This window comes from Shewanella sp. WE21, assembly GCF_002966515.1.
GTDB classification, from domain to species: Bacteria; Pseudomonadota; Gammaproteobacteria; order Enterobacterales; family Shewanellaceae; genus Shewanella; species Shewanella oncorhynchi.
The window spans coordinates 3,708,183-3,730,020 of sequence record NZ_CP023019.1 but is presented as its reverse complement, the minus strand read 5'-3'; the positions used below and the strand labels follow the sequence as shown (position 1 = coordinate 3,730,020).

Sequence of the window (21,838 nt, the reverse complement as noted above, 5' to 3'; positions counted from 1 at the left end):
CATAAAGGCGAGTAAAATAATGCCAATTATGAGACCGAGAGTAAATTTCTTTGACTGCAGAGCCCAATAAACCTTGCCAAATTAAGCGCGATTACACGCAATTAATCAACCTTTATCCCGCAACAGCTCACACTGATGCACACTATCTCAGCAAGTTGAGCATTTATCAGCAGCGGGTATTTGAGGCTCATTCACAGCAAAAACTCTTAGTATTAGGGCAAATAGGTTTAGGCAACGGGCTTGAACTCTTATCTTGGTGGCGCACTCAGACAAATCCTAACCAACGATTACTCCTTAACGTATTCGAACCCAATCCGATTAATGCGTACGAACTTAAATTACTTTGGGATCAATCCGCCAGTTTAACCAAAGTGCCTGAACTTGAGCCACTTGCCCAACGCTTACTTCATACAGAGCCGACGGCTATTATAGGTTGTCAGAGATTAATTTTTGATGACGGTCGTATCACAATCGACCTGCACTTTGGTGATATTCAATCCCAGCTCTGTTCACTCATCCATTCTCCGCTTCACCCCGTTCAGCACTGGCTGGTATTGCCCCATCTACAAAATGGGTTAAATCAGCAGATCCATTGGCAGATGGCAAAACTCAGTGACGATGGCGCCACTGTTGCAACTATTGGATTAAACGAATCAAGCGGACTAAGCGAAACACCTGCGAGCCGTTTCCAAGCCTGCGGCTTTGAGGTGAGGGATTTTACCTGCGCGGAAATACAGACAAACCCTCAGCCTGATGCCATTTTGTTACACGAGCGCCACGTCTTACGCCAGCAAGATGCTAAAGCCTATGCCTTTAATCCTATGGCTGCAATCTTACCCTCGGACGCGCCCAGCTCGATTGCCATCATAGGCGGCGGGTTAGCCTCGGCGCATTTGGCACTGTCTTTGGCGGAACGCGGCCAAAGTACGCAGCTCTTTTGTAAAGATACCAAGCTTGGCCAAGGCGCCTCGGGCAATCGCCAAGGGGCGATTTATCCGCTGATGACACCTGAAAATGATGAATTAAGCCGCTTCTTCCAGCAAGCATTTTTATTTAGTCGACGTAGAGTACAGGCGCTGACATCTGTCCCCGCCCCAAATCAAACGCCGATTTCCCATGATTTTTGCGGGGTATTGCAAACTGCCCACGATGAACGCAGCCAATTACGACTCGATAAAATTATTCAAAGCCAGAACTGGCCAAGTGAAATTGCCTATCGAGTCGATGCGCAGCAGGCTAATTCTCTTGCGAACATTAATATTGACAAATCAGGCTTTTTCTATCCGCTGGCTGGCTGGGTTTGTCCCTACGAATATGCCGAAGCCGCACTACAAAAAGCGCAGCAGCTTACTGAGGTCAAACTCCATTTGGAGACTGAGATCCTTGAAATTGAGCATCAAAGTGAAGGTTGGTATTTAATCACCGCTAAGCATCGCTTTGGCCCCTTTGCGCAAGTTGTGCTCGCCAATGGCGCAGCGCTCACGCAATTTGATGCCAGCAACAAATTACAAATTAGCCCTTTTCGCGGCCAAGTCAGCCATGTGCCCGCTCAATTTCAATTGAGTCAGCTCGCGACTGTACTGTGCGCCAACGGTTATTTAACCCCGAGTCACGAAGGACTCCACTGCCTTGGCGCGAGTTACGTTAAAGAACCTAAGCATTTAGATTTTTGCCCGCAGGAGCAGCAAGAAAACCTCGCCAAAATGCACGAGAGTTATCCCAATCAGCCTTGGCTTGAAGATATCGACATGAGTGGCAACAATGCTCGCGTTGGCGTGCGTATGGTCACGCGGGATCATTTCCCTATGATGGGCTGCGCGCCCGATGTGCTTAAAATCCTTAAGGATTATGAGCAACATCAGCTCACGAAAGAAAGTCGTCACTACTGGCAAACCACGCCAACGCCGGTGCATCAAGGGCTGTATATTCTCGGAGGGTTAGGCTCACGGGGGTTAAGTTCTGGGCCATTGGCCGCCGAATGTCTCGCGGCGCAGCTTTGCGGCGAGCCAATACCACTCGATAAAGCGACTCTGTGTAAACTCAACCCTAATCGTATGTGGCTGCGAAAATTGCTCAAGGGCAAAGCGCTCTAGGCAATCAATCGCTAGAAAAATAACGTTTTTGAGCGCTATAAAAAAGGGATTAAGCCATGGCTTAATCCCTTTTTAAAAATGTTATTTTTAAACCAATTAAGCTGCTGTGATGGCTATCGCGTTATCAATGCTGCTAGGTTCAAGGCTGCTAGACCCGACACTACTAGATTCAACATGTCGAGGTTTTCGCGGCGCTCTGGCCACTTTCACCCGAGTACGATTGTTGTTATCACGACTCTGACGAATAAGCGCATCACCACTTAGGTTCGAAGGTAGACCAGATGCTAGGCTCGATGTCAGGTTTGCTGCCTCACGGTGGGATTTAGCCAATCTGTCGTATAACAGCACATTGACCGAAGCCGCAAGATTCATACAACCGACCGTAGGCACATACACTACGGCATCGGCTTTATCGATAATCTCTTGGCCAATGGTGCCATCCTCAGGACCAAACACATAAAAGGCTTTCGCGGGATGGACAAAATCCGGCAACGGCGTGGCGCCAACCACCAAATCGACACAGATAAGCTGAGTGTCCGCCGGAATCGCGGCTAACAATGAAGTGACGCCCGTGAGCGGAATACGCTCGCCGGCATCTTTGGTATCGATATGGTATTGCACTGCCCCCGAACGCGCGGCTAACTCATAACGTCTGCCGGTATAAAATACGCCATCGACGCCATAGCAACCCGATGCGCGCATAATGCCACCGACATTAACGGGTGTTTTAGGATTCACTAAACCGATAAATACCGCGCTAGCACTGAGCGTTTGCTCACAGGCTAATTCAGCACTCGGCATTTCTACACTCGTTACTTCGGTATTAGTCACGTGCTCGTTGTCAGTCATCGGCTGGGAGCTAGGCAACATCCAATTCGCCTATAATCTTTGCCTGCAGCTGTGCCCATGCCTGTTCAACCAAGGCATAATCGGCATCGTTTAATTCTTGGCGCGCGAGTGCTAGACAGTCGGTCATTTTTAGCATTAAAGCATCAAGATCCGTTTCACCCTGTACTTCCAATTGGGATAACACTACGGCCACATGGCCCTGTAAGTAGCCACAGGCAAACAAAGCATCGTCATCACCATGACTAACAACGCTGGCGATCCACTGTTCTAATGCGTCTTCGTAATGCTCTAACATGGGTCTAACTCTCCATTAATACTGGATTGGCCGACACATCTGCTGCGACCAATAAATCTGGATTGGCCACCTGATACATGACGTAATCATGGTAGCCCGTCGTCACTTTATAATAGCCGCCAAGCTCGCTATCTAATTTAGGGTCGCCACTATCCACAATTAGTGGTCGTCCATCAAGTGCTTTTAGCTTAGTTTTTGTGGCAAGGATAATAATATTGTCTTTTCCGATGCGCCGAATGAGCTCGGGCGACAATTGTTGATTACCGCGCCCTAAGATATGGCCTTGACCGCCAATCAGAGTGATCACCAACTTAGTCGGCTTATCTTGGGTCAGTTCGAGTAATTTGTTCGCGGTTAAGTCACTGCCGACTAAACTTTTATTTTGAATGAGATCAACACCGAGCAGGGTATTATCGAGGCCTAACTCTTCCATCACAAAGGCAACCGTACTGCCAGAGCCCATGATGTACAGTTCATCTTCCATTTGATTGATCACATCGGCGGCGATATCGGCCAGCACGAGTTCATCGACTTCCTTGCCGCCCATCTTCACCGCTTGCACATAGCGCGGCTCGGCGGGCACTAAGAGCTCACCAAATCGTTTAGCGCGCACTGTACCTTGGCGAAAAGCCACTTCGTCAATATCCATCACATCGGCGGACATCAAACTGACAAGTTCGCCATCGAGTAACATCTTGACCACCATGCCAGACGCATGGGGCGTAATACCGTAAACGCCGGAATGAATTTTAACCCCAGCAGGCACGCCGAGTACGGGGAGTTTATCGTCGATAGTGCCTCGTTCAAATACGGAGTAAACATCGCGGGCCGTGCCATCACCACCAGCAAAAAGGAGTAAATCCAGTGGTTCATCCAGCAGCGCACGCACAACGGCCTGCGTATCCAGCGCCTGAGTTTTATCCGGAGTTTGATACACCACTCGCGTGGTAAAACCGAGTGTTTTAGCGGCGTCTTCACCCATGATACCTGAAGCAGTAATGACTTCAATGTCATCACTATAATCACGGATAACCTCGAGGGCCTGCATCATACGCAAGGCGGCTTTGGGTTCAGCGCCTAAGGCGAGCGCTTCTTCGGCAACGCCATCGCTGCCCTTAAGTCCAACACTGCCACCTAAGCCAGCTAATGGATTGATAACTAACCCTAAACGAAACCGAATCACCCTTTACCTCACTTAACGCAATCTTTTGATTTTTTTATATTTTTATCTTAGTGGATATGACTAGGCCGTATGGGCTGCAACACTCGGTTTATCCTTAGGGATAAAGAATACCGCCAGCATAGCGGCAAAGGCGCATACTGCGGCAAATACCCAAGACCAAACCGCCCCGCTACCATCGCCCCAAATATAGCCGCAAATCCAAGTACCGAGCGCGCCGCCAACCCCAAAACTTAAACTAGCGTATAGGGCTTGACCTTGGCTTCTGTGACTCGCATCGAAATGTTTATGCACAAATTGAATCGATGCAGCATGGGTTAAGCCAAAGGTAAAGGCATGTAATAATTGGCTAAAGCCAAGCCACAACACGCTATCTACCCCAAAGGCAACCAATAACCAACGCAAGCAAGTCATGCCGATACTGACAATCAATAGGGTGTTAACACCATAGCGACCGAGTAAACGCGGCGCGAACATAAACATCACGATTTCGGCCATAGCGCCAAGGGCGACAAATATCCCCGCTGATGATTCTGAGTAACCCGCTTGTTTTAAATATAAGACGAAGAAGCCGTAGAAAGGTCCCGCGCTCATTTGTAGCAACATCGCCGAGACTAAGAACCAAATAATCGCCCGATTCCATTGCAATGGCGGCCGCACTTGGCTGGTGTCGCGCACTAAGCGATTTGCAGGCAATGGTAACGCACAGGCTAACATGCCGATAAATAATGACAAACCAATATAAGGCAGCACTTCTGTGCCCCACTGACCAATGGCAAAGCCCGCACCGACAACAAGACAGATATAACCGACACTGCCCCAACTGCGAATTTGACCGTAGCGGCTGGCATTCTCGCCTAAGGTTTCTAAGGTGATCACTTCAAGCTGGGCGAGGATCGCATTCCAAAAGAAAGTATAGAGGGCCAAACTCAGCGCCATATACACAAAACCACCATGGTAGAAGAAACTCAAATACGCCAGCGCGGCGGCTCCCGCGCCCATTTTGATCAGCTCGGCGCGCATCCCCGTTCGGTCAGCCACTTTAGCCCACACATTCGGCGCAACGATGCGCGTCGCCATCAGGATGGCGAGTAAAAAGCCAATTTCTTGGGGATTAAAACCGCGATTTTCGAAGAAGACCCCAAGATAAGGGACCATAGTGCCGAGAATAGAAAAGAAGAAAAAATAGCAGGCACAAAGCCAGCGCAATTGCCGGCTTGTGCTAGAAGAAGTTGACATTAACGCATTCCATTTATCTCATGCCACTCATTGTATCGTTATCGCATACCAGCTATTTCATGCGCCTATCGCATACCCCTATCTCATACCCCTATCTCATACCCCTATCTCATTCGCCTATCGCATACCAAGCACGGGCGTGTGACTACGCACATCCTGATTTTGCGCTCTGTGTCTTAATAAGTGATCCATCAACACAATGGCAAGCATAGCTTCGGCAATCGGTACCGCGCGGATCCCAACACAGGGATCGTGACGACCTTTAGTGACCACTTCAGCCATTTCACCTTGTGCCGTCATACTTTGACCTGGCACGCTGATGCTGGAGGTGGGTTTTAACGCAATATGGGCAATAATCGGCTGACCCGACGAAATCCCACCGAGTACACCGCCCGCATGATTAGATTCAAAGCCTTGCGGCGACATTAAGTCACGCCCTTCGGAGCCCTTTTGCGTCACGACACCAAAACCATCACCAATCTCAACACCTTTGACGGCATTAATACCCATCAGCGCGTGGGCGATATCGGCATCGAGTCTATCAAATACTGGCTCACCTAAACCCACTGGCACACCTGTCGCGATAACGGAGATTTTCGCGCCAATCGAATCACCGGATTTTTTCAGCTCTCGCATGTATTCATCGAGCGCTTCAAGCTTGCTAGCATCGGGGAAGAAAAAGGCATTTTGCTCAATTTGGTCAAGATCAATGGTCTGCGCACAAATAGGTCCCAACTGCGACATATAGCCGTAGATCTCGATACCGTGAACTTGCTTTAAATACTTTTTAGCCACCGCACCCGCCGCAACCCGCATCGCAGTTTCACGGGCTGAAGAGCGGCCACCACCGCGGTAGTCACGCATACCGTACTTTTGCTGGTAGGTATAATCGGCGTGCCCAGGGCGAAATAAATCTTTGATATTAGAGTAATCTTGACTGCGTTGATCGGTATTTTCAATCAAGAGTCCAATTGAGGTACCCGTGGTTTTACCTTCGAAAACGCCGGATAAAATCCGCACTTCGTCTGGCTCACGGCGGGCCGTGGTATATCGGGATGTCCCTGGACGACGACGGTCTAGATCGTGCTGCATATCGGCTTCGGTTAATTCAAGCCCTGGTGGGCAACCATCAATAATGCAACCTAGTGCAACACCGTGACTCTCACCAAACGTCGTCACTACAAAATTTTGACCAATACTGTTTCCAGACATCCGCTTTGTACACCTTAGGTTATTTGTTCATCGCTCCGTGTCCAGCGAGTACTGGACAATTTATTTTCCCGCTGCAAGCCTAACTGGCAGCGGGAAAAGTCTCAACCTAATTTGCTATCTTAGGCTATTGTGCGTCGCGATAAATGCCGAACACTGACTGATTTTCGACCAGTTGATCGCGGGTCAATACAAATACGCCATCGCCGCCATTTTCAAAGTTAATCCAAGTGAATGGCACTTCTGGAAACTGCTCAATCAAATGCACCATAGAATTACCGACTTCGACTACGAGCAAACCCGTTGGTGTTAGGTATTGCGCGGCATTGGCGAGTATACGCTTGGTTAAATCTAAGCCGTCGCGACCTGAGGCTAAACCGATGGCAGGCTCATGGTGATATTCATCTGGCATGTCGCCAATGTCTTCGGCATCCACATAAGGTGGGTTTGAAACAATCAAATCATACTGAGGCCCTTCTGGAATGGCCGAAAACAGATCCGATTGCATCGGGAATACTCTGTCCATCACACCTAAGGTTTCGATATTGATTTGCGCTACATCTAAGGCATCCTCGCTGATATCCAGCGCATCGACTTCGGCGTCTTCAAATTCATAGGCACAGGCAATCGCGATACAAGCGCTGCCAGTACATAAATCTAAAATACGTGTGACTGGCTTGTTATATAACCAAGGACTAAAACGGTTAGCGATCATTTCGGCAATCGGTGAACGTGGCACTAACACGCGCTCATCGACGTAAAATTCAAGCCCAGCAAAACGCGCTTTGTTGGTCAAGTAAGGCACAGGTAAGCGTTCTCTCACCCGACGAATGATCAACTCGACAATTTTATGCTTTTCACTGCTGGTCAAGTTACTTAAAATCACTTGCTGACCGATTTCTTCGGGTAAGTGTAAGGCATGGAAAACTAAGGCGATGGCTTCATCCCACGCGTTATCAGTACCATGACCATAATACACATTGGCATCGTTAAAACGGCTCACGGCCCAACGTAACATATCGCCAATAGTACGTAATTCTGTCACAGCTTCATCTACAAAGATCTTATCCAAAACGTGCTCCCGCTAGTTTGTTCGCAAACATTGTAACTGAACTCTATTCAGAAACCATAGGATTCAATAGAATACCCGCCATGAATAAAGACGACGACAAAGAAGGCTTGGCGATGTTCTCAGCGCTTATTGATGGAATTAAACCCATCACCCAAAATAAGCGACACTTTCGCATGCCCTTAAAAACCAAACAAGAAATAGAACTGAAAGAGCAGCAACTGCATGCTAACAGTTATTTCTCAGATACTTATCAGCCACTACTGCCTGTACAAGGGCCAATGCGTTGGTTAGAAGAAGGTGTTGACAGTTTAGAACTCAAACGCCTCAGACGTGGCGATTACCAGCCAGATTTGCTGCTGGATTTACACGGCTATCGCCAATCAGAAGCCAAACTTGAGTTAGCAGCATTGATTCAAGCCTGCGTCAAACAACAGAGCCTGTGCTGCTGCATTATGCATGGTTATGGCAGTGGCATATTGAAACAACAAGTTCCCATGTGGTTAGTGCAGCATCCTATGGTGAAAGCTTTCCATCAGGCGCCTAAAGAATGGGGGGGCGATGCGGCGTTATTAGTGCTGATTGATATTGGCGAGCAGCCGCATAGACGTTAGCTAGCTATCGGCTTAGGCTTTAACACTTACTATTTAGCGAAAACAAACGGCCCATTTAATGTGGGCCGTTTGTTTTGTAAAAGAGATATAAACCTAGATTAGCTAATACTATGCGGGGCGTGCTGCCACACGATTGAGGCTTGCTCGGCATGTTTATCAATGAGCGTAATGCCTGACGTCGCGAATAATGGCGGCTCAACGCCAGCCACTAACTCACTGACTAAGTAACCCAGTAACGGCATGTGAGCAATCACGAGTACTTTATCCGCCTTGTATAACTCAGCATAAGCCACAACCAAGGCGGCTACATTGGCGGGATCGCCAGAAGGCACAAGATCATCGGCGACTAACCACTTACGCGGCTCAGGAAAATGCTGACTCAGTTCCTGCCACGTTTGCTGTGCTCGTAAGTAAGGACTAACTAAAACAAGATCGAAATCAGCCACACTGCGAGCTAGCCAGTTGCTCATCAACACAGTATGGTGCCTTCCAACATCGGTCAGTGTTCTGTCTCTATCAGACTGAGCATTAAATCCGGCGTCACCATGTCTCATCAAAAATAGCTGCATACTTCTCTCGCGACTCAAACTTGTTTTTGTTTTATCCCAATTGTAGCCCTAAAATCCGTTTCAACAAACCTCACAAGACTTAATCTTTAGTCGATAAACACAAGAGATATTTGCTAAAAACCATTAAGACTATCAATATATAACAAGCTATCGTTACCGGAGTGTCTCTTTGCAAGCCTCTCAGTCCATATATAAAAGTCCAAATGATCACCGCCAGTATAGTTATCTTGTATTAGATAATGCGCTCAGGGTGTTATTGGTTGAAGATCAAGATGCCAGCCAAGCTGCCGCATCTATGGCTGTAGGCGTGGGTCATTTTGATGATCCCGCAGATAGACCCGGCATGGCGCACTTTTTAGAGCATATGCTCTTTCTAGGTACTGAGAAATTCCCAGACTCAGGCGAGTATCACGCCTTTATCAACCAGCATGGTGGCAGCAATAACGCTTGGACGGGCACAGAGCACACTAACTTCTTTTTCACCATCAATGAAGAAGTGTTTGCCGACTCCTTAGACAGATTCAGCCAATTTTTTATCGCCCCAAAATTTGATTTAGATTTAGTCGATAGAGAACGCCAAGCTATTGAATCTGAATTTAGTTTAAAACTAAAAGATGATATCCGTCGAACCTATCAAGTACTCAAAGAGACAGTCAACCCACTGCATCCATTTTCGAAATTTTCCGTGGGTAACTTAGTCACCTTAGGCGGAGAACAGGCACAGGTACGTAGTGAATTACTCGATTTCTATCAAAGCCATTACAGCGCCAACTTAATGACCTTGTGCTTAGTCGCTCCGCTTTCCCTTGATGAATTACAAGATTTAGCCTGTCACTATTTTAGTGGGATCCGAAACTTGAACTTAGTGAAAAACTATCCTCAAGTACCACTATTTTCAGAAAAAGAACTGTTGAGGCAAATCGATCTTGTGCCGCTTAAGGAGCAAAAACGCTTAAGCATCAGTTTTAATTTCCCAGGAATTGATCACTACTACAAACGTAAGCCTTTGACTTATATCAGCCATATTTTAGGCAATGAGAGTCATGGCAGTCTGTTGTCGTATCTGAAAGAACAAGGATTAGTGAACAACTTGTCTGCGGGCGGCGGTGTAAATGGTTATAACTTCAAGGATTACAGTATCGGTTTACAGTTAACCGATAAAGGACTAGGCAATCTCGATGAAATTATCAGCTGCTGTTTTGAGTATATTGAACTTATCAAAACCCAAGGCTTAGATGAATGGCGTTATTTGGAGCGTGCAAACCTGCTCAAAATGGCGTTTCGTTATCAAGAGCAAGTTAAATCACTCGATTTAGCCAGCCATCTCAGCATCAATATGCATCACTATGAGGTCGAAGACTTGGTCTTTGGCGATTATCGGATGGATGGGCTGGATATCCCTGAAACCATTGAGCTACTTGAGCTCATGGTGCCACAGAATATGCGCCTGCAGCTTATCGCCCAATCGGTTAAAACCGATCGTAAAGCTAACTGGTATCACACACCGTACAAAGTCCGCCCAATTGCGCCACAGTCCCTCGCTCGTTGGCAAGTGAACAATATTCGCCCTGAATTACAGCTACCGGCTGCAAATCCTTTTATTGTCGCCGACTCGATTGCCCGTCCGGATAAGAGCGATGTTGACGTGCCAGTGATAGTTGCAGAATCAACTGGATACCGCATTTGGCATAAGAAAGATGATGAGTTTAATGTGCCAAAAGGTCACATGTATTTATCGCTAGATTCAGAGCAGGCAAGTAAAACGCCAAGGCATGCCGCCCTCACCCGCTTATATGTTGAAATGCTACTCGATTATCTAACCGAGCCAACCTATCAGGCCGAAGTTGCTGGATTAAGCTATAACATTTATCCGCATCAAGGCGGAATTACACTGCATTTATCGGGCTTTACCGGCAATCAAGAAACGTTATTAGCGCTATTAATCCATAAAGCCAGAGAGCGCAATTTTACCGAAGAGCGCTTTGCCCTCATAAAATCTCAGCTACTGCGCAGTTGGCAGAATCAGACACAGGCTAAACCGATTTCACAATTATTTACTAGCCTGACAGTTACTCTGCAAAAAAGCAGTTATGAACCAGCACGCATGGCTCAAATGTTGGAAGATATTAGCCTAGAAGATTTACATAACCATGTACGCGCCTTCTACGAAAAGATCTATCTTGAAGGGTTAGTCTACGGGGATTGGCTAGTCTCTGAAGCACAAGCTCTCGGCAAACGTTTAGAGCACATTTTATCCTTAGTTTCGACGCCGAGCGCCGAGTCCACCAGAGAATTAGTGAATTTAACAGGCCAAGGCACGTTACTGAGAGAACTCGCAATAGATCATCAAGATAGCGCAATTATTGTGTATTACCAATCTGCCGTGGCAACACCCGAAAAAATGGCGCTATTTAGCTTACTAAATCACACTATGTCGTCCACCTTCTTCCATGAGCTGCGTACTGAAAAACAGCTGGGCTATATGGTAGGCACAGGTTACCTGCCGCTCAATCGTCATCCTGGACTTATTTTCTATATTCAGTCACCCACAACTGGGCCACTGCATTTATTAGAAGCCATCGACGAGTTTATTGCCGACTTTAATTATGCAGTGATGCAAATCACCAACGAAGAATGGGAAAGCACAAAGGTAGGTCTGATTAATCAAATCATGGAGCACGACGCGAACCTCAAAACTCGCAGTCAACGTTATTGGGTCAGTGTCGGCAATAGAGATTATAAATTTAACCAAAGAGAACTCGTCGTAGACGAAATCACTAAGCTCACCCGCACTGATTTACTCAAATTCATGATGCGTAAAATGCGTACTAAGCACAGCGATCGCTTAGTGTTATTTAGCACAGGTGAACAACACAGAACCCAAGCCGCGCTGATGTCAGACAAAATGATCACGGATCTTAAAGTTTTTAAGCAAACGGCAGAAAAGTTTAATTTCTAAACAAAAAACACTTTTGCTCACACATTTGTGAGCAAAGTTAGGTAAACAAACAGAACCGCTACAAATCAGTCCAACTATAGTCGTATCTTTCAGTGTTGGACGTAATCCTGATGTAAAACATGGCTAGCCCATGTTCTACCACTTCATCACTGAACAATTTTACTGCATCTACATGCTGTTAAAAGGATTTTCTGCAGACTCCACTTTGACAAACCGCTCACTTTCTGGAAAAGTAATGTAACACAATTGTTTCATGGCATCCTCGGATAATAAGAACAAACACTATGCCTAAAGCACTCTTTAAAATCGTCTTGCTCGCTTTTTTTAGCTTGCATGCATTCGAAGACGTAAACGCATCTCCCTTTTCTGATAAATCTCCTATTATTCTCCAATCACAATCTTTTGGTGTCCCAGAAGGACTTTCCCAAAGTACTGTTACGTCTATCGTTCAAGACAATGATGGTTATATATGGATAGGAACATTTAATGGATTAAATCGATTTGATGGGAAAAACTTTAAGCATTTTTATGCTAATGATACCAGAACAGGCCTTCCCAGCTCTTTTATTAGAAGTTTACTTATTGATGATAAAGGCATTTTATATGTTGGAACAGATAGTGGCTTAGTCGTATATGATAAACTTCAAGAATCCTTTTCTCAGTATGGACTGTCGGTAAAAAGCTCTCCTGTTTGGAGCCTCAACTCAAGTGATAAGAGTTTAATTGTTGGAACTAACAAAGCAATTATAGATATAAATAACAAAGAAAAAACATACGAACTTTCAAATAAAGGCCTAAGTGAAATCAAAAAAACGATAAAAGTAGGCGACGATTATTACATAAGAGATTATGCAGGTACGTTATTTAAGCTCACCCAGAATGAATTAAAAGAGATAGCTAAAAAAACAATTGATTTCGAGCAAGAAGATCACTCAACACTACTCATATCATTAAGTGATGGACTATATAAGTATAAGGACAATAAAATAGTAAAAATTGATCCGCGAGTATTTTCTCAACTCACGAAACACAAAAACACTATTTATGGCATCACTAATAAAAATATAGTTAATATTTCTAAAAATAGCATTGTAGGACTTCTAGCCACAGATAGCACAGATAAAACATCTTCATTTTTTGCAACAGAAGATATGTTTATACTTGGCAGTATTGATCAAGGTGTTATTTTTATAAAAAAAGTAAAAAATTTAGTACAACAAACTAATTTAATAAAATATAACACTTGGCATCTTACAAAAAATCCACAGGGTTTTCTAGTATCATCTGAATCTGAAATGATAGAACTTTTTGACGAAAACTTTAATTTAATCGAAAGTTTCGACACTCAAAGCCAAGGATATAAATACGCTATATTGAATGATGACGGGCTCTATTTTGGCACTAGCACTGGGCTATTTCTGAAGACTGCTGGAACTGTAAAGTTGATTAGTGAAAAATCAATATCATCACTATCTAGTAATAAAGACAACTCGTTAATAGCTGCTGGAACATCAGATGGAAAGGTATTGATTATCAGTAAAGGAGAAGTAATCCGTAGTGTTGATACTAAAAAAAATGAGCCTATTTTTGACATTGAATTAGAGTCGACAGATGTTATCTATACTGCTGGTCAGGGAGGCCTTAAAGAATATAAAAATGGGCTATTAAAAAATTTAAGTGAAGAAATAACATACAGCATAGTAAAAGATGATCATGGAATTTATTTTGGAACATCTACATCATTAATGTTCTACAATAAAAATAACAATAAAACTTCTGAAGTATTTTCTAACAAAAAAGAAATTTACTCCATAGTTAATAGCAATAACTTTTTGACTGCTGCATCATTAAGCGAAGTGATTATATATGAAAAGAAAAATGAGAAATCATACACTTTAAAAACGTCAAATGGAAGTCAGTATGAATATAACTCGCCGAGTGGAATAGATGTTAATGGTTATGTTTTACTTGCAGGTATCAATGGAGTTAGCTTGGTATCTCCTATTAATGTAGTAAACTACATTAATAATAGAAAAATAAACAAAACGGAAATATCAGAGTTCTTAGTCTTTAATATCATACAAGAAAATGAAAGTAACTTTGTTAACAAAAAAAATCCAACTAAAAACGAAATAACCTTAAAGTATTCAGATTATCCATTCTCATTTAATTTTATATCGCCTATGTCAGACGACTCATCTACCAACTACCATTATAGGATGTATGGCCTTTCTGATACATGGATATCAGCAAATGGAACGAACTCTGCTACATATACAAACTTATCACCTGGAAAATATACTTTTCAAGTTTATGCCGTTGATTCACTTTCCGGTGAAAAATCTGTAACAAAAGAGCTTGATGTCATTATAACGCCTCCTTGGTGGTCATCATTTCAAGCAAAATCGATATATGTAGTAATTACAATATTTATTTCATTTATAATAGTAAAAGCCATTTTACGTCGTAGAGAAACGCAAAGACAAATTGTCCTCAGCGAAGAAAGATTAAAACTTTCCCTTTGGGGAAGTGGTGATGAAATGTGGGACTGGGACATAGAAACTGGCAATATTTTTCGCTCCAATATCTGGGGAGCTCTTGAATTTCCCCGTGATGGGCATCGTTCTGGAAAATCGGATGAAGAGAGTAATATACATCCTATGGATCAAGAACGTGTCCGTGAAGCGCTTAATAAGCATTTTTATGGTGAAACAGATCATTTTGAAGCCGCATATAGGGTAAAAGGCAAAGACGACAATTGGGTATGGATCTTAGACCGTGCCAAAATTGTAGAGAGGGATGACAAAGATAATGCCCTGCGAATGACTGGAACGATTAAAAATATTAGTCAGTTTAAACAAAAGGAAGAACAACTAAAACTCTTTGAAAAAGCAATTGAAAACATTTCGGAAGGTATGTTTATCCTCGACAACGAATACCGTTTTGTCGAAGTCAACGAAGCTTGCTGTAAAATTTCATTGCGTAACCGAACTGATTTTATTGGCAACTTACTCACATTTGATTTATATCCAGAAACCTTCTCCACCCAAATTAGAACTATGTTAAAACAGCAAGGTCGCTGGGCAAATGAAGTCGAAGCCGCCAGAGGAGATAACAGTCACTTCCATATGGAACTCACTATCGATGCTATCTATGATGAGTTAGGCGAATTATCACACTATGTCGGTGTTTTTTCTGATATATCAAGACGTAAGCAGCAAGAGGAAGAACTTAGAAAATTAACCAATAACGATCTCTTAACCGGACTACCTAATCGCTCCAACTTACAAGTGACCTTAAATAACCTAGTAAATCGAGAAATAGCTCATGCGCTTATGGTGCTTGATCTTGATAATTTTAAACGTATTAATGATTCCCTAGGCCATCAAATTGGGGATACTTTATTAAAGCTCGTTGCTACCCGCATTAAGTCCTTACTTCCTAAAAATACCAGTATTTATCGTCTAGGCGGAGATGAATTCGCCATTGTATTAGACAAGGGGTCAGATATAAGCGCCAGTGCAGCAATAGCTAACCGTATTATTGAGGGATTAAAACCTGCATTTGACGTTAGCAATGAACAACTAGTCCTAGGATTAAGTATTGGTATCGTGCTGTTCCCAGAAGATGAACAAAGCGAGCAAGCATTACTGAGAAAGGCTGACATTGCTATGTACCATGCTAAGTCTGCGGGAGGTAATTGCTACCAGTTTTATTCTGAGTCCTTGAACCAACATGCAATTAGGCAATTAGAAATAGAAAATCTTATCCGTGAAGGCTTAAAAGATGATCTATTTGAAGTTTATTATCAACCTAAGGTTGATCTTAAAAGCGGTAAAATTGCAGGTATGGAGGCTTTAGTCAGATTAAATCATCCAATACATGGTTTAATTCCCCCCAATGACTTTATTCCACTTGCTGAAGAAAACGGTTTGATTGTTGAAATTGGTGAAATTGTCTTACGCAAGGCCTGTTTCGCAGCGCAGAAATGGCGTGAACAAGGCATATTCAGCGGCAGAGTCGCCGTCAATTTATCGTCACGTCAATTTGCACTGCCTGATATTCAACAGCGAATAGAGTCAATATTAAGACTCACTAAACTCCCAGCATGTCATCTTGAATTAGAAATAACTGAGGGAACCGTCATTAAACAGCCGGAAACGGCAATTATCGTCATGCAGCAATTGGCTAAAATGGGCGTCAGTTTAGCACTCGATGATTTCGGCACAGGGTACTCGTCCCTTTCATACTTAAAACGCTTTCCTATTCATACTTTAAAAATTGACAAAGCCTTTGTTGACGATATAGATAAGTCTGATCGCGATCTCAAAATGGTCGATTCTATTATCACTATCGCCCATAACATGGGGCTTTCTGTTGTGGGAGAAGGGGTAGAACAAGCAGCACAATTGAACATTTTACGGGCACTCAACTGTGAAGAAATTCAAGGCTATATTTTTAGTAAGGCCATAAAGGAGACCGAATTTACTCAGCTACTTCAAGAAGACATGATAAAGCTAAACACAAAAAGCAACATTACATAATCAATTCACTCTCAATTTGATTTGGATTTACAACATTGGCACAACAAGTGCAATAGCACTATCAGTGTCAATAATAAATCAATATCAACTACCCTGAGAGAATTAGAATGATTAAAGGAATCCTAGTAACAGTTACTCTATTATCTTCAATTGGCTTTGTAGCAAATTCTGCAGCACTTGAAGCGACTTCCAATTCTGGACAAACATCGCTTGAAGCTACTGGTCATCCAGCGGTCAAATTCAAACCACTCGAAGTTGCTGGCCATCCTGCTGTGAAGTTCAAATCACTTGAGGTCGCTGGTCATCCTGCAGTCAAATTCAAACCATTCGAAGTTGCAGGTCATCCAGCTGTGAAGTTCAAATCACTTGAAGTTGCTGGCCATCCTGCTGTGAAGTTCAAATCACTTGAGGTTGCTGGCCATCCTGCTGTGAAGTTCAAATCACTTGAGGTTGCTGGTCATCCTGCTGTGAAGTTCAAATCACTTGAGGTTGCTGGTCATCCTGCAGTGAAATTCAAATCACTTGAAGTTGCAGGTCATCCATGCGTGAAGTTCATTAACTCTGAAGTTGCATAACATTAATCAGGTTAAGGAGAGTGACTATGTTAAATTCTATCAAAAAAGCACTCGGTTTATCCAAGCCAGCGCGTAAAAAAGTTAAGTTGCCTGAAGGCTTGAATCGCCTTGAAGTGATTTCTGCAAAAGGTTGGTGGAACTAATTTAAGTTCTGTAGCCATGAGTCTAACTCATGTACAGTGATAGTTAATTAAGTTAGCGCAGCTTAGAAACAATAAAGGGAGCATTGACTCCCTTTAGTTTTAAGTGAATATAAAAGTACTAAATAGTCATGTAGTCATGTAGTCATGTAGTCATGTAGTCATGTAGTCATGTAGTCATGTAGTCATGTAGTCATGTAGTCATGTAGTCATGTAGTCATGGAAATTACCTAACAAATTAATAAATTAGCTATTTAATATCCCTTCCTCACTACAACGGATTTTCCTCAAGGCTAAATGACTATGTGTCGTAAAGAGTGGATAAGCCAGAGGCCCGAGCACAAAACCCAGCAGCACCCAATGCTTAACAGTAAGACCTGCGGTAAATGCAGCCAAGCCAAAGTACCAAGCCGAGATTAATGCGATAAAGATAACCAGCAAAACCACAAACCACCTCTTTAAAAACAACTAAATAAATCATAAAGGTAGAGAAATTAATTCCTAATCAAAATGCGGATGCTACTCGCGTAATCTTGGTGATTGATGCACATGTTAAATACGTCGTTTTAACGGCAGGATAAAAGGTTCTCCGCACTATGCATAAACGAACAACACTCATTCATCGCTACGCTCTCAGTACAGAACAGGTAACACCGAACTCTCGATAAAGGGCTCGGATTATACAAGATCCACACCCCCAACATGAACATTTTTCAGGCAAAAACATGCCTTATGGCAATAAAAAAAGCGGCAATAATCTGCCGCTTTTTTGTTCAATTCTGATTGACTAAGACCTAGATTAACGATGACTTAGATTCACTGAAACTTAGAAGAAACGCGCGTTTTCTTGAACCATGGTTTTTAAGCGCTCACAAGGTTCGAATCTGTTACCGAATTGACTTTGATAACCTTCAAGGATCTTCACTAAGTTCGCGGCGCCTAAAGTGTCAATATAATGGAATGGGCCACCGAGGAATGGCGGGAAGCCAATACCGAAAATAGCGCCAATATCACCGTCTCTTGGCGATGCGATAATACCATCATCTAAACAACGCACCGCTTCATTGAGCATTTGTACGACACAACGCTCAGCAACCGCTTTTGCGTCTTTATTGGTGCCAGGCTTAATACCTAACACGCCATAAACACTTTCATCGACAGCTTTAGCTTTCTTGCTCGATGCGCCGTATTGATAGAAACCTTTGCCATTTTTACGGCCTTTACGATCGTCACCCAAAAGCTTGTCAAAAGCCGCTGGCGCTTTAAAACGTTCACCCAATTCTTTCTCAAGGATCGGTGAAATTTTTGCGCCCACGTCGATACCCACTTCGTCGAGTAAAGTAATAGGTCCCACAGGGAAGCCAAATTTCACTAAGGCTTTATCCAAATGCTCAACACTTTGGCCTTCGAGTAGTAATTGCGCGGCCTCATTCATATACAGAGCCAGAATACGGTTCACGTAGAAACCCGCGCCATCCTGTACCACTATCGGTGTTTTACCTTGCTTACGGGCAAATGCGACAGTAGTCGCAATGGTTTCTGGCGACGTTTTAGCGTGGGCAATCACTTCCACCAGCGGCATTTTCTCTACTGGCGAGAAATAATGCAGACCAATCACATTTTCAGGACGCGTCGCCGCTTCAGCGATTTGGCTAATAGGCAAAGATGAGGTGTTTGACGCAAAAATAGTGTGCTCACCACACTCACGCTCAATGTCTTTCACCATTTGATGCTTAAGCGCTAAGTCTTCAAATACCGCTTCCACAACGATGTCGGCATCTTTAACGCCTTTATACTCAGTGGTTGTAGTCATCAGTGCCATTAAGTTGTCACGGGCAGCAGGCGTCATATGGCGGCGCTTTACCCCTTTATCCAACAACTTATAAGCGTAGGCTAATGCATTGCTTAAACCTTTTTCGCTGATGTCTTTGACGCGAACGGGGATTTTAGCCTTAGTAGTCGTCACAGAGGCAATGCCTCCGCCCATTAAACCGCCACCTAAGATCACCGCTTTCTTCACTTTGCGCGGTGTAGCACCCTCAGCGCCGGTTTCTTTCTTCATTTCAGTGGTGGCGAAGAAAATACTGCGCAGCGCTTCAGATTCTTTTGATACCACTAATTCGGCAAAGTGACTCGCTTCGACTTCTAGCCCTTTTTGCATCCCCTTCGCAATCCCTTGACGCACGCAGTCAATAATCTTGGCTGGTGCTGGATAATTACCTTGGGTTTTCTTTTCGACTTGTTTAGTCGCTTGATCAAAAATAATGTTACGGCCAAAGCTCGTGCCTTCAAGCACTTGATTAACGAGTGACTTTTTAATTGGTTTCGGTGCACGTTTACCCGCAAGCGCCATCTCAACGGCGGTTTGCAGCAAAATGGTCTGCGGTACAACATCATTCACTAAGCCCATTTTCAAGGCTTGTTTAGGACGGATTTGTTTACCGGTCAACATCATGTCTAAGGCGGTGGTAATACCGACTAAACGAGGCAAACGTTGAGTCCCACCGCCGCCAGGTAATAAGCCAAGTTGAACTTCCGGTACGCCGAGCATGGTTTTACCATCGTCGCTACATACCCTTTGATGGCAGGCTAAGGCTAACTCTAAACCACCACCTAAACAGGCACCATGGATTGCCGCCACTACAGGAATTTTTAAGGCTTCTAACTCATTAAAAACCACATGCCCTTGCTGGGATAAGGCTTTGGCATCGGCCGCCGTTTTACAGGCATCGAGCATAGAAATGTCCGCGCCCGCAACGAAAGAATCTTTCTTGCCCGAGATCAGCACGAGTCCACGAATATGAGGATCGCTTTTAATCTCAGCCAGAATCTCACTGATTTCAGGGCCAAACTGTGCTTTTAGGGTGTTCATGGTTTCGCCAGGAACATCCATAGTCAAAATGGCAATGCCGTCGTCGCGGCGGGTTAAATTAAAGGTCTTTTCCATGCCGATTACTCCACTTCCACTATCATAGCCACGCCCAAACCACCGGCCGCACAGGCCGTCGTTAAGCCAGTTCCACCACCACGGCGCTTAAGCTCACGACACACTTGGGTGATTAAACGGGTTCCCGTTGCCGCAAAGGGATGACCATAAGCGAGCGAGCCACCGAGCACGTTAAACTTGCTCATGTCGATTTCGCCAATCGCGCGGCTGCGGCCGAGTTTTTCTTCGGCAAATTTTTTCGAAGCAAACATCTGCATATTCGCTAATGTCTGCGCCGCAAAGGCTTCGTGCATTTCAATCAGAGTAAGATCTTCTAATTCCATTCCAGCACGTTTTAACGCCAGTGGCGTCGCGTAGGATGGCCCCATCAGCATATCTTGCCAGACATCAATGGCGCTAAAGGCGTAACTCTTAATGTAACCAATAGGTTGATAACCTAAGGCTTTGGCTCGACCTTCACTCATCAGGATAATCGCTGAGGCACCGTCAGTCAGTGGCGTACTATTGGCCGCCGTCACAGTACCATGTTGTTTGTCGAATGCAGGACGCAACTTAGCATATGACTCCAGTACCGAGTTTTCGCGGATATTGTTATCGCGATCGATAAACTGCTTATACGGCGGTATATGCGCGACCATAACTTCGTCACGCAAATGGCCAGAAGCCCAAGTTTCGCTCGCTAAGGTATGTGAGCGGTGCGCTAAGGCATCTTGATCGGCGCGACTAATATTGTAGGTTTTTGCCATCTGCTCGGCGGTTTGTCCCATAGACAAGCCCGTTGAGTACTCGGCAACCGCAGGCGGCACAGGTAATAAATCCTTTAAACCTAAACGACGGAAAATTTGTAATTTTTGCCCAAAACTACGGGCTTTATTCAGATCGACTAACGCATGGGCTAATTTTTTCGATACACCGATAGGCAATACAGAGGAAGAGTCGGCGCCGCCCGCAATACCGATTTCGATATTACCCGTCATGATAGATTCAGCCACGTTTACGGCAGATTGAAAGCTAGTTGCACAGGCGCGAGTGACACTATAGGCATCGGTCGACACATTCATGCCAGTACCGAGTACGATTTCACGGGCAATGTTAGGTGCAGCCGGCATTTGCACGACTTGTCCATAGACTAATTGCTCAATCAGCTTAGGATCGAGTTCTGAGCGCGCCAATAATTCATTGACTACCATTTTGCCCATATCGAGCGCCGATACGCCGTGGAATGCCGTGGCTTGCTTTGCAAAGGGCGTTCTTAAACCCGCTACAATGGCGATACGTTCACCCTTGGCGTTCGTAACCTGTTGTCTATCACTCATTTGTCACCCTCTTTATGTGCGCAATCGCTGAGAGATTTCAGGCGGCGCTAGCTATTTCCGTGTTTGACCCATTGTTTTACGGCGAAAAACGCCCAATAACAGGTCTGACCATTAAAGTGTGATCTGATTCTAACTTCTTGTCAGCAAGTTTTAAACACCTGTTTGTTTTTTTAACACTAGCCAAACCCTAAGGGAATTCTTTACCATAGCTGTTGTCTATAGCCCACACACGTATTTTCA

Annotated in this window: 15 protein-coding genes; 5 read left to right on the top strand and 10 right to left on the bottom strand. The window is 44.3% G+C overall.

The features are described from left to right. The first annotated feature begins 50 nt into the window (after positions 1–50). Positions 51–2,093, top strand: a complete 2,043-nt coding sequence (gene mnmC, locus CKQ84_RS16605) for an FAD-dependent 5-carboxymethylaminomethyl-2-thiouridine(34) oxidoreductase MnmC (RefSeq protein ID WP_105252094.1) — start codon at positions 51–53, stop codon at positions 2,091–2,093. Positions 2,094–2,189: 96 nt separating this feature from the next. Here mnmC and CKQ84_RS16600 read toward each other — a convergent pair whose 3' ends face one another. The 6 genes from CKQ84_RS16600 to prmB all read right to left on the bottom strand — a co-directional run bounded on the left by CKQ84_RS16600 (position 2,190) and on the right by prmB (position 7,937). Next, positions 2,190–2,963, bottom strand: coding sequence for an RNA methyltransferase (locus tag CKQ84_RS16600; RefSeq protein ID WP_105252093.1), 774 nt, complete (start codon positions 2,961–2,963; stop codon positions 2,190–2,192). After that, positions 2,953–3,237 (bottom strand): YfcL family protein, encoded by a 285-nt coding sequence (locus CKQ84_RS16595; protein ID WP_028761040.1) that lies wholly within the window; start codon positions 3,235–3,237, stop codon positions 2,953–2,955. Before CKQ84_RS16595 ends, CKQ84_RS16600 begins: the two co-directional genes overlap by 11 nt. Positions 3,238–3,241: 4 nt before the next feature. After that, positions 3,242–4,420, bottom strand: coding sequence for an ATP-NAD kinase family protein (locus CKQ84_RS16590; RefSeq protein WP_105252092.1), 1,179 nt, complete (start codon positions 4,418–4,420; stop codon positions 3,242–3,244). Positions 4,421–4,480: 60 nt separating this feature from the next. Beyond that, positions 4,481–5,656, bottom strand: coding sequence for an MFS transporter (locus tag CKQ84_RS16585; protein WP_105252091.1), 1,176 nt, complete (start codon positions 5,654–5,656; stop codon positions 4,481–4,483). A 117-nt stretch (positions 5,657–5,773) separates the two neighbouring features. Further along, positions 5,774–6,868 carry a chorismate synthase gene (gene aroC, locus CKQ84_RS16580; protein ID WP_028761043.1) on the bottom strand — a complete coding sequence of 365 codons (1,095 nt, stop codon included), beginning with the start codon at positions 6,866–6,868 and terminating at the stop codon, positions 5,774–5,776. Between the two features lie 124 nt (positions 6,869–6,992). Further along, positions 6,993–7,937 carry a 50S ribosomal protein L3 N(5)-glutamine methyltransferase gene (prmB, locus tag CKQ84_RS16575; RefSeq protein ID WP_011788895.1) on the bottom strand — a complete coding sequence of 315 codons (945 nt, stop codon included), beginning with the start codon at positions 7,935–7,937 and terminating at the stop codon, positions 6,993–6,995. A gap of 80 nt (positions 7,938–8,017) precedes the next feature. Between prmB and smrB the strand changes: the two genes are divergently transcribed. Further along, complete coding sequence (gene smrB / locus CKQ84_RS16570) at positions 8,018–8,548, top strand: endonuclease SmrB (RefSeq protein WP_105252090.1); 531 nt, start codon at positions 8,018–8,020, stop codon at positions 8,546–8,548. A 98-nt stretch (positions 8,549–8,646) separates the two neighbouring features. Here smrB and sixA read toward each other — a convergent pair whose 3' ends face one another. Then, positions 8,647–9,117, bottom strand: a complete 471-nt coding sequence (gene sixA, locus CKQ84_RS16565) for a phosphohistidine phosphatase SixA (RefSeq protein ID WP_028761045.1) — start codon at positions 9,115–9,117, stop codon at positions 8,647–8,649. 169 nt (positions 9,118–9,286) lie between these two features. Here sixA and CKQ84_RS16560 point away from each other — a divergent pair, with 169 nt between their 5' ends. The 3 genes from CKQ84_RS16560 to CKQ84_RS16550 all read left to right on the top strand — a co-directional run bounded on the left by CKQ84_RS16560 (position 9,287) and on the right by CKQ84_RS16550 (position 17,195). Further along, positions 9,287–12,076, top strand: a complete 2,790-nt coding sequence (locus CKQ84_RS16560; protein ID WP_105252089.1) for an insulinase family protein — start codon at positions 9,287–9,289, stop codon at positions 12,074–12,076. Positions 12,077–12,360: 284 nt separating this feature from the next. Beyond that, entirely contained in the window at positions 12,361–16,620 is a 4,260-nt protein-coding gene (locus CKQ84_RS16555) for an EAL domain-containing protein (protein WP_105252088.1), read from the top strand. A gap of 107 nt (positions 16,621–16,727) precedes the next feature. Further along, entirely contained in the window at positions 16,728–17,195 is a 468-nt protein-coding gene (locus CKQ84_RS16550) for a hypothetical protein (RefSeq protein ID WP_105252087.1), read from the top strand. Positions 17,196–17,581: 386 nt separating this feature from the next. On the opposite strand, the gene CKQ84_RS16540 is transcribed toward CKQ84_RS16550, so the two are convergent. The 3 genes from CKQ84_RS16540 to fadI all read right to left on the bottom strand — a co-directional run bounded on the left by CKQ84_RS16540 (position 17,582) and on the right by fadI (position 21,598). After that, positions 17,582–17,782: a hypothetical protein gene (locus tag CKQ84_RS16540; RefSeq protein WP_105252086.1), complete on the bottom strand. Its 201-nt coding sequence runs from the start codon at positions 17,780–17,782 to the stop codon at positions 17,582–17,584. Positions 17,783–18,161: 379 nt separating this feature from the next. Beyond that, positions 18,162–20,282, bottom strand: a complete 2,121-nt coding sequence (fadJ, locus tag CKQ84_RS16535; protein ID WP_105252085.1) for a fatty acid oxidation complex subunit alpha FadJ — start codon at positions 20,280–20,282, stop codon at positions 18,162–18,164. 5 nt (positions 20,283–20,287) lie between these two features. Further along, complete coding sequence (gene fadI, locus CKQ84_RS16530) at positions 20,288–21,598, bottom strand: acetyl-CoA C-acyltransferase FadI (RefSeq protein ID WP_105252084.1); 1,311 nt, start codon at positions 21,596–21,598, stop codon at positions 20,288–20,290. Positions 21,599–21,838 lie beyond the last annotated feature (240 nt).

What these genes read in the sequence shown, in the direction of transcription:
- CKQ84_RS16600 (WP_105252093.1), bottom strand. Translation starts at nt 2,963, where the DNA reads ATGTTGCCTAGCTCCCAGCCGATGACTGACAACGAGCACGTGACTAAT.
- CKQ84_RS16595 (WP_028761040.1), bottom strand. Translation starts at nt 3,237, where the DNA reads ATGTTAGAGCATTACGAAGACGCATTAGAACAGTGGATCGCCAGCGTT.
- CKQ84_RS16585 (WP_105252091.1), bottom strand. Translation starts at nt 5,656, where the DNA reads ATGTCAACTTCTTCTAGCACAAGCCGGCAATTGCGCTGGCTTTGTGCC.
- aroC (WP_028761043.1), bottom strand. Translation starts at nt 6,868, where the DNA reads ATGTCTGGAAACAGTATTGGTCAAAATTTTGTAGTGACGACGTTTGGT.
- smrB (WP_105252090.1), top strand. Translation starts at nt 8,018, where the DNA reads ATGAATAAAGACGACGACAAAGAAGGCTTGGCGATGTTCTCAGCGCTT.
- sixA (WP_028761045.1), bottom strand. Translation starts at nt 9,117, where the DNA reads ATGCAGCTATTTTTGATGAGACATGGTGACGCCGGATTTAATGCTCAG.
- CKQ84_RS16555 (WP_105252088.1), top strand. Translation starts at nt 12,361, where the DNA reads ATGCCTAAAGCACTCTTTAAAATCGTCTTGCTCGCTTTTTTTAGCTTG.
- CKQ84_RS16550 (WP_105252087.1), top strand. Translation starts at nt 16,728, where the DNA reads ATGATTAAAGGAATCCTAGTAACAGTTACTCTATTATCTTCAATTGGC.
- fadJ (WP_105252085.1), bottom strand. Translation starts at nt 20,282, where the DNA reads ATGGAAAAGACCTTTAATTTAACCCGCCGCGACGACGGCATTGCCATT.
- fadI (WP_105252084.1), bottom strand. Translation starts at nt 21,598, where the DNA reads ATGAGTGATAGACAACAGGTTACGAACGCCAAGGGTGAACGTATCGCC.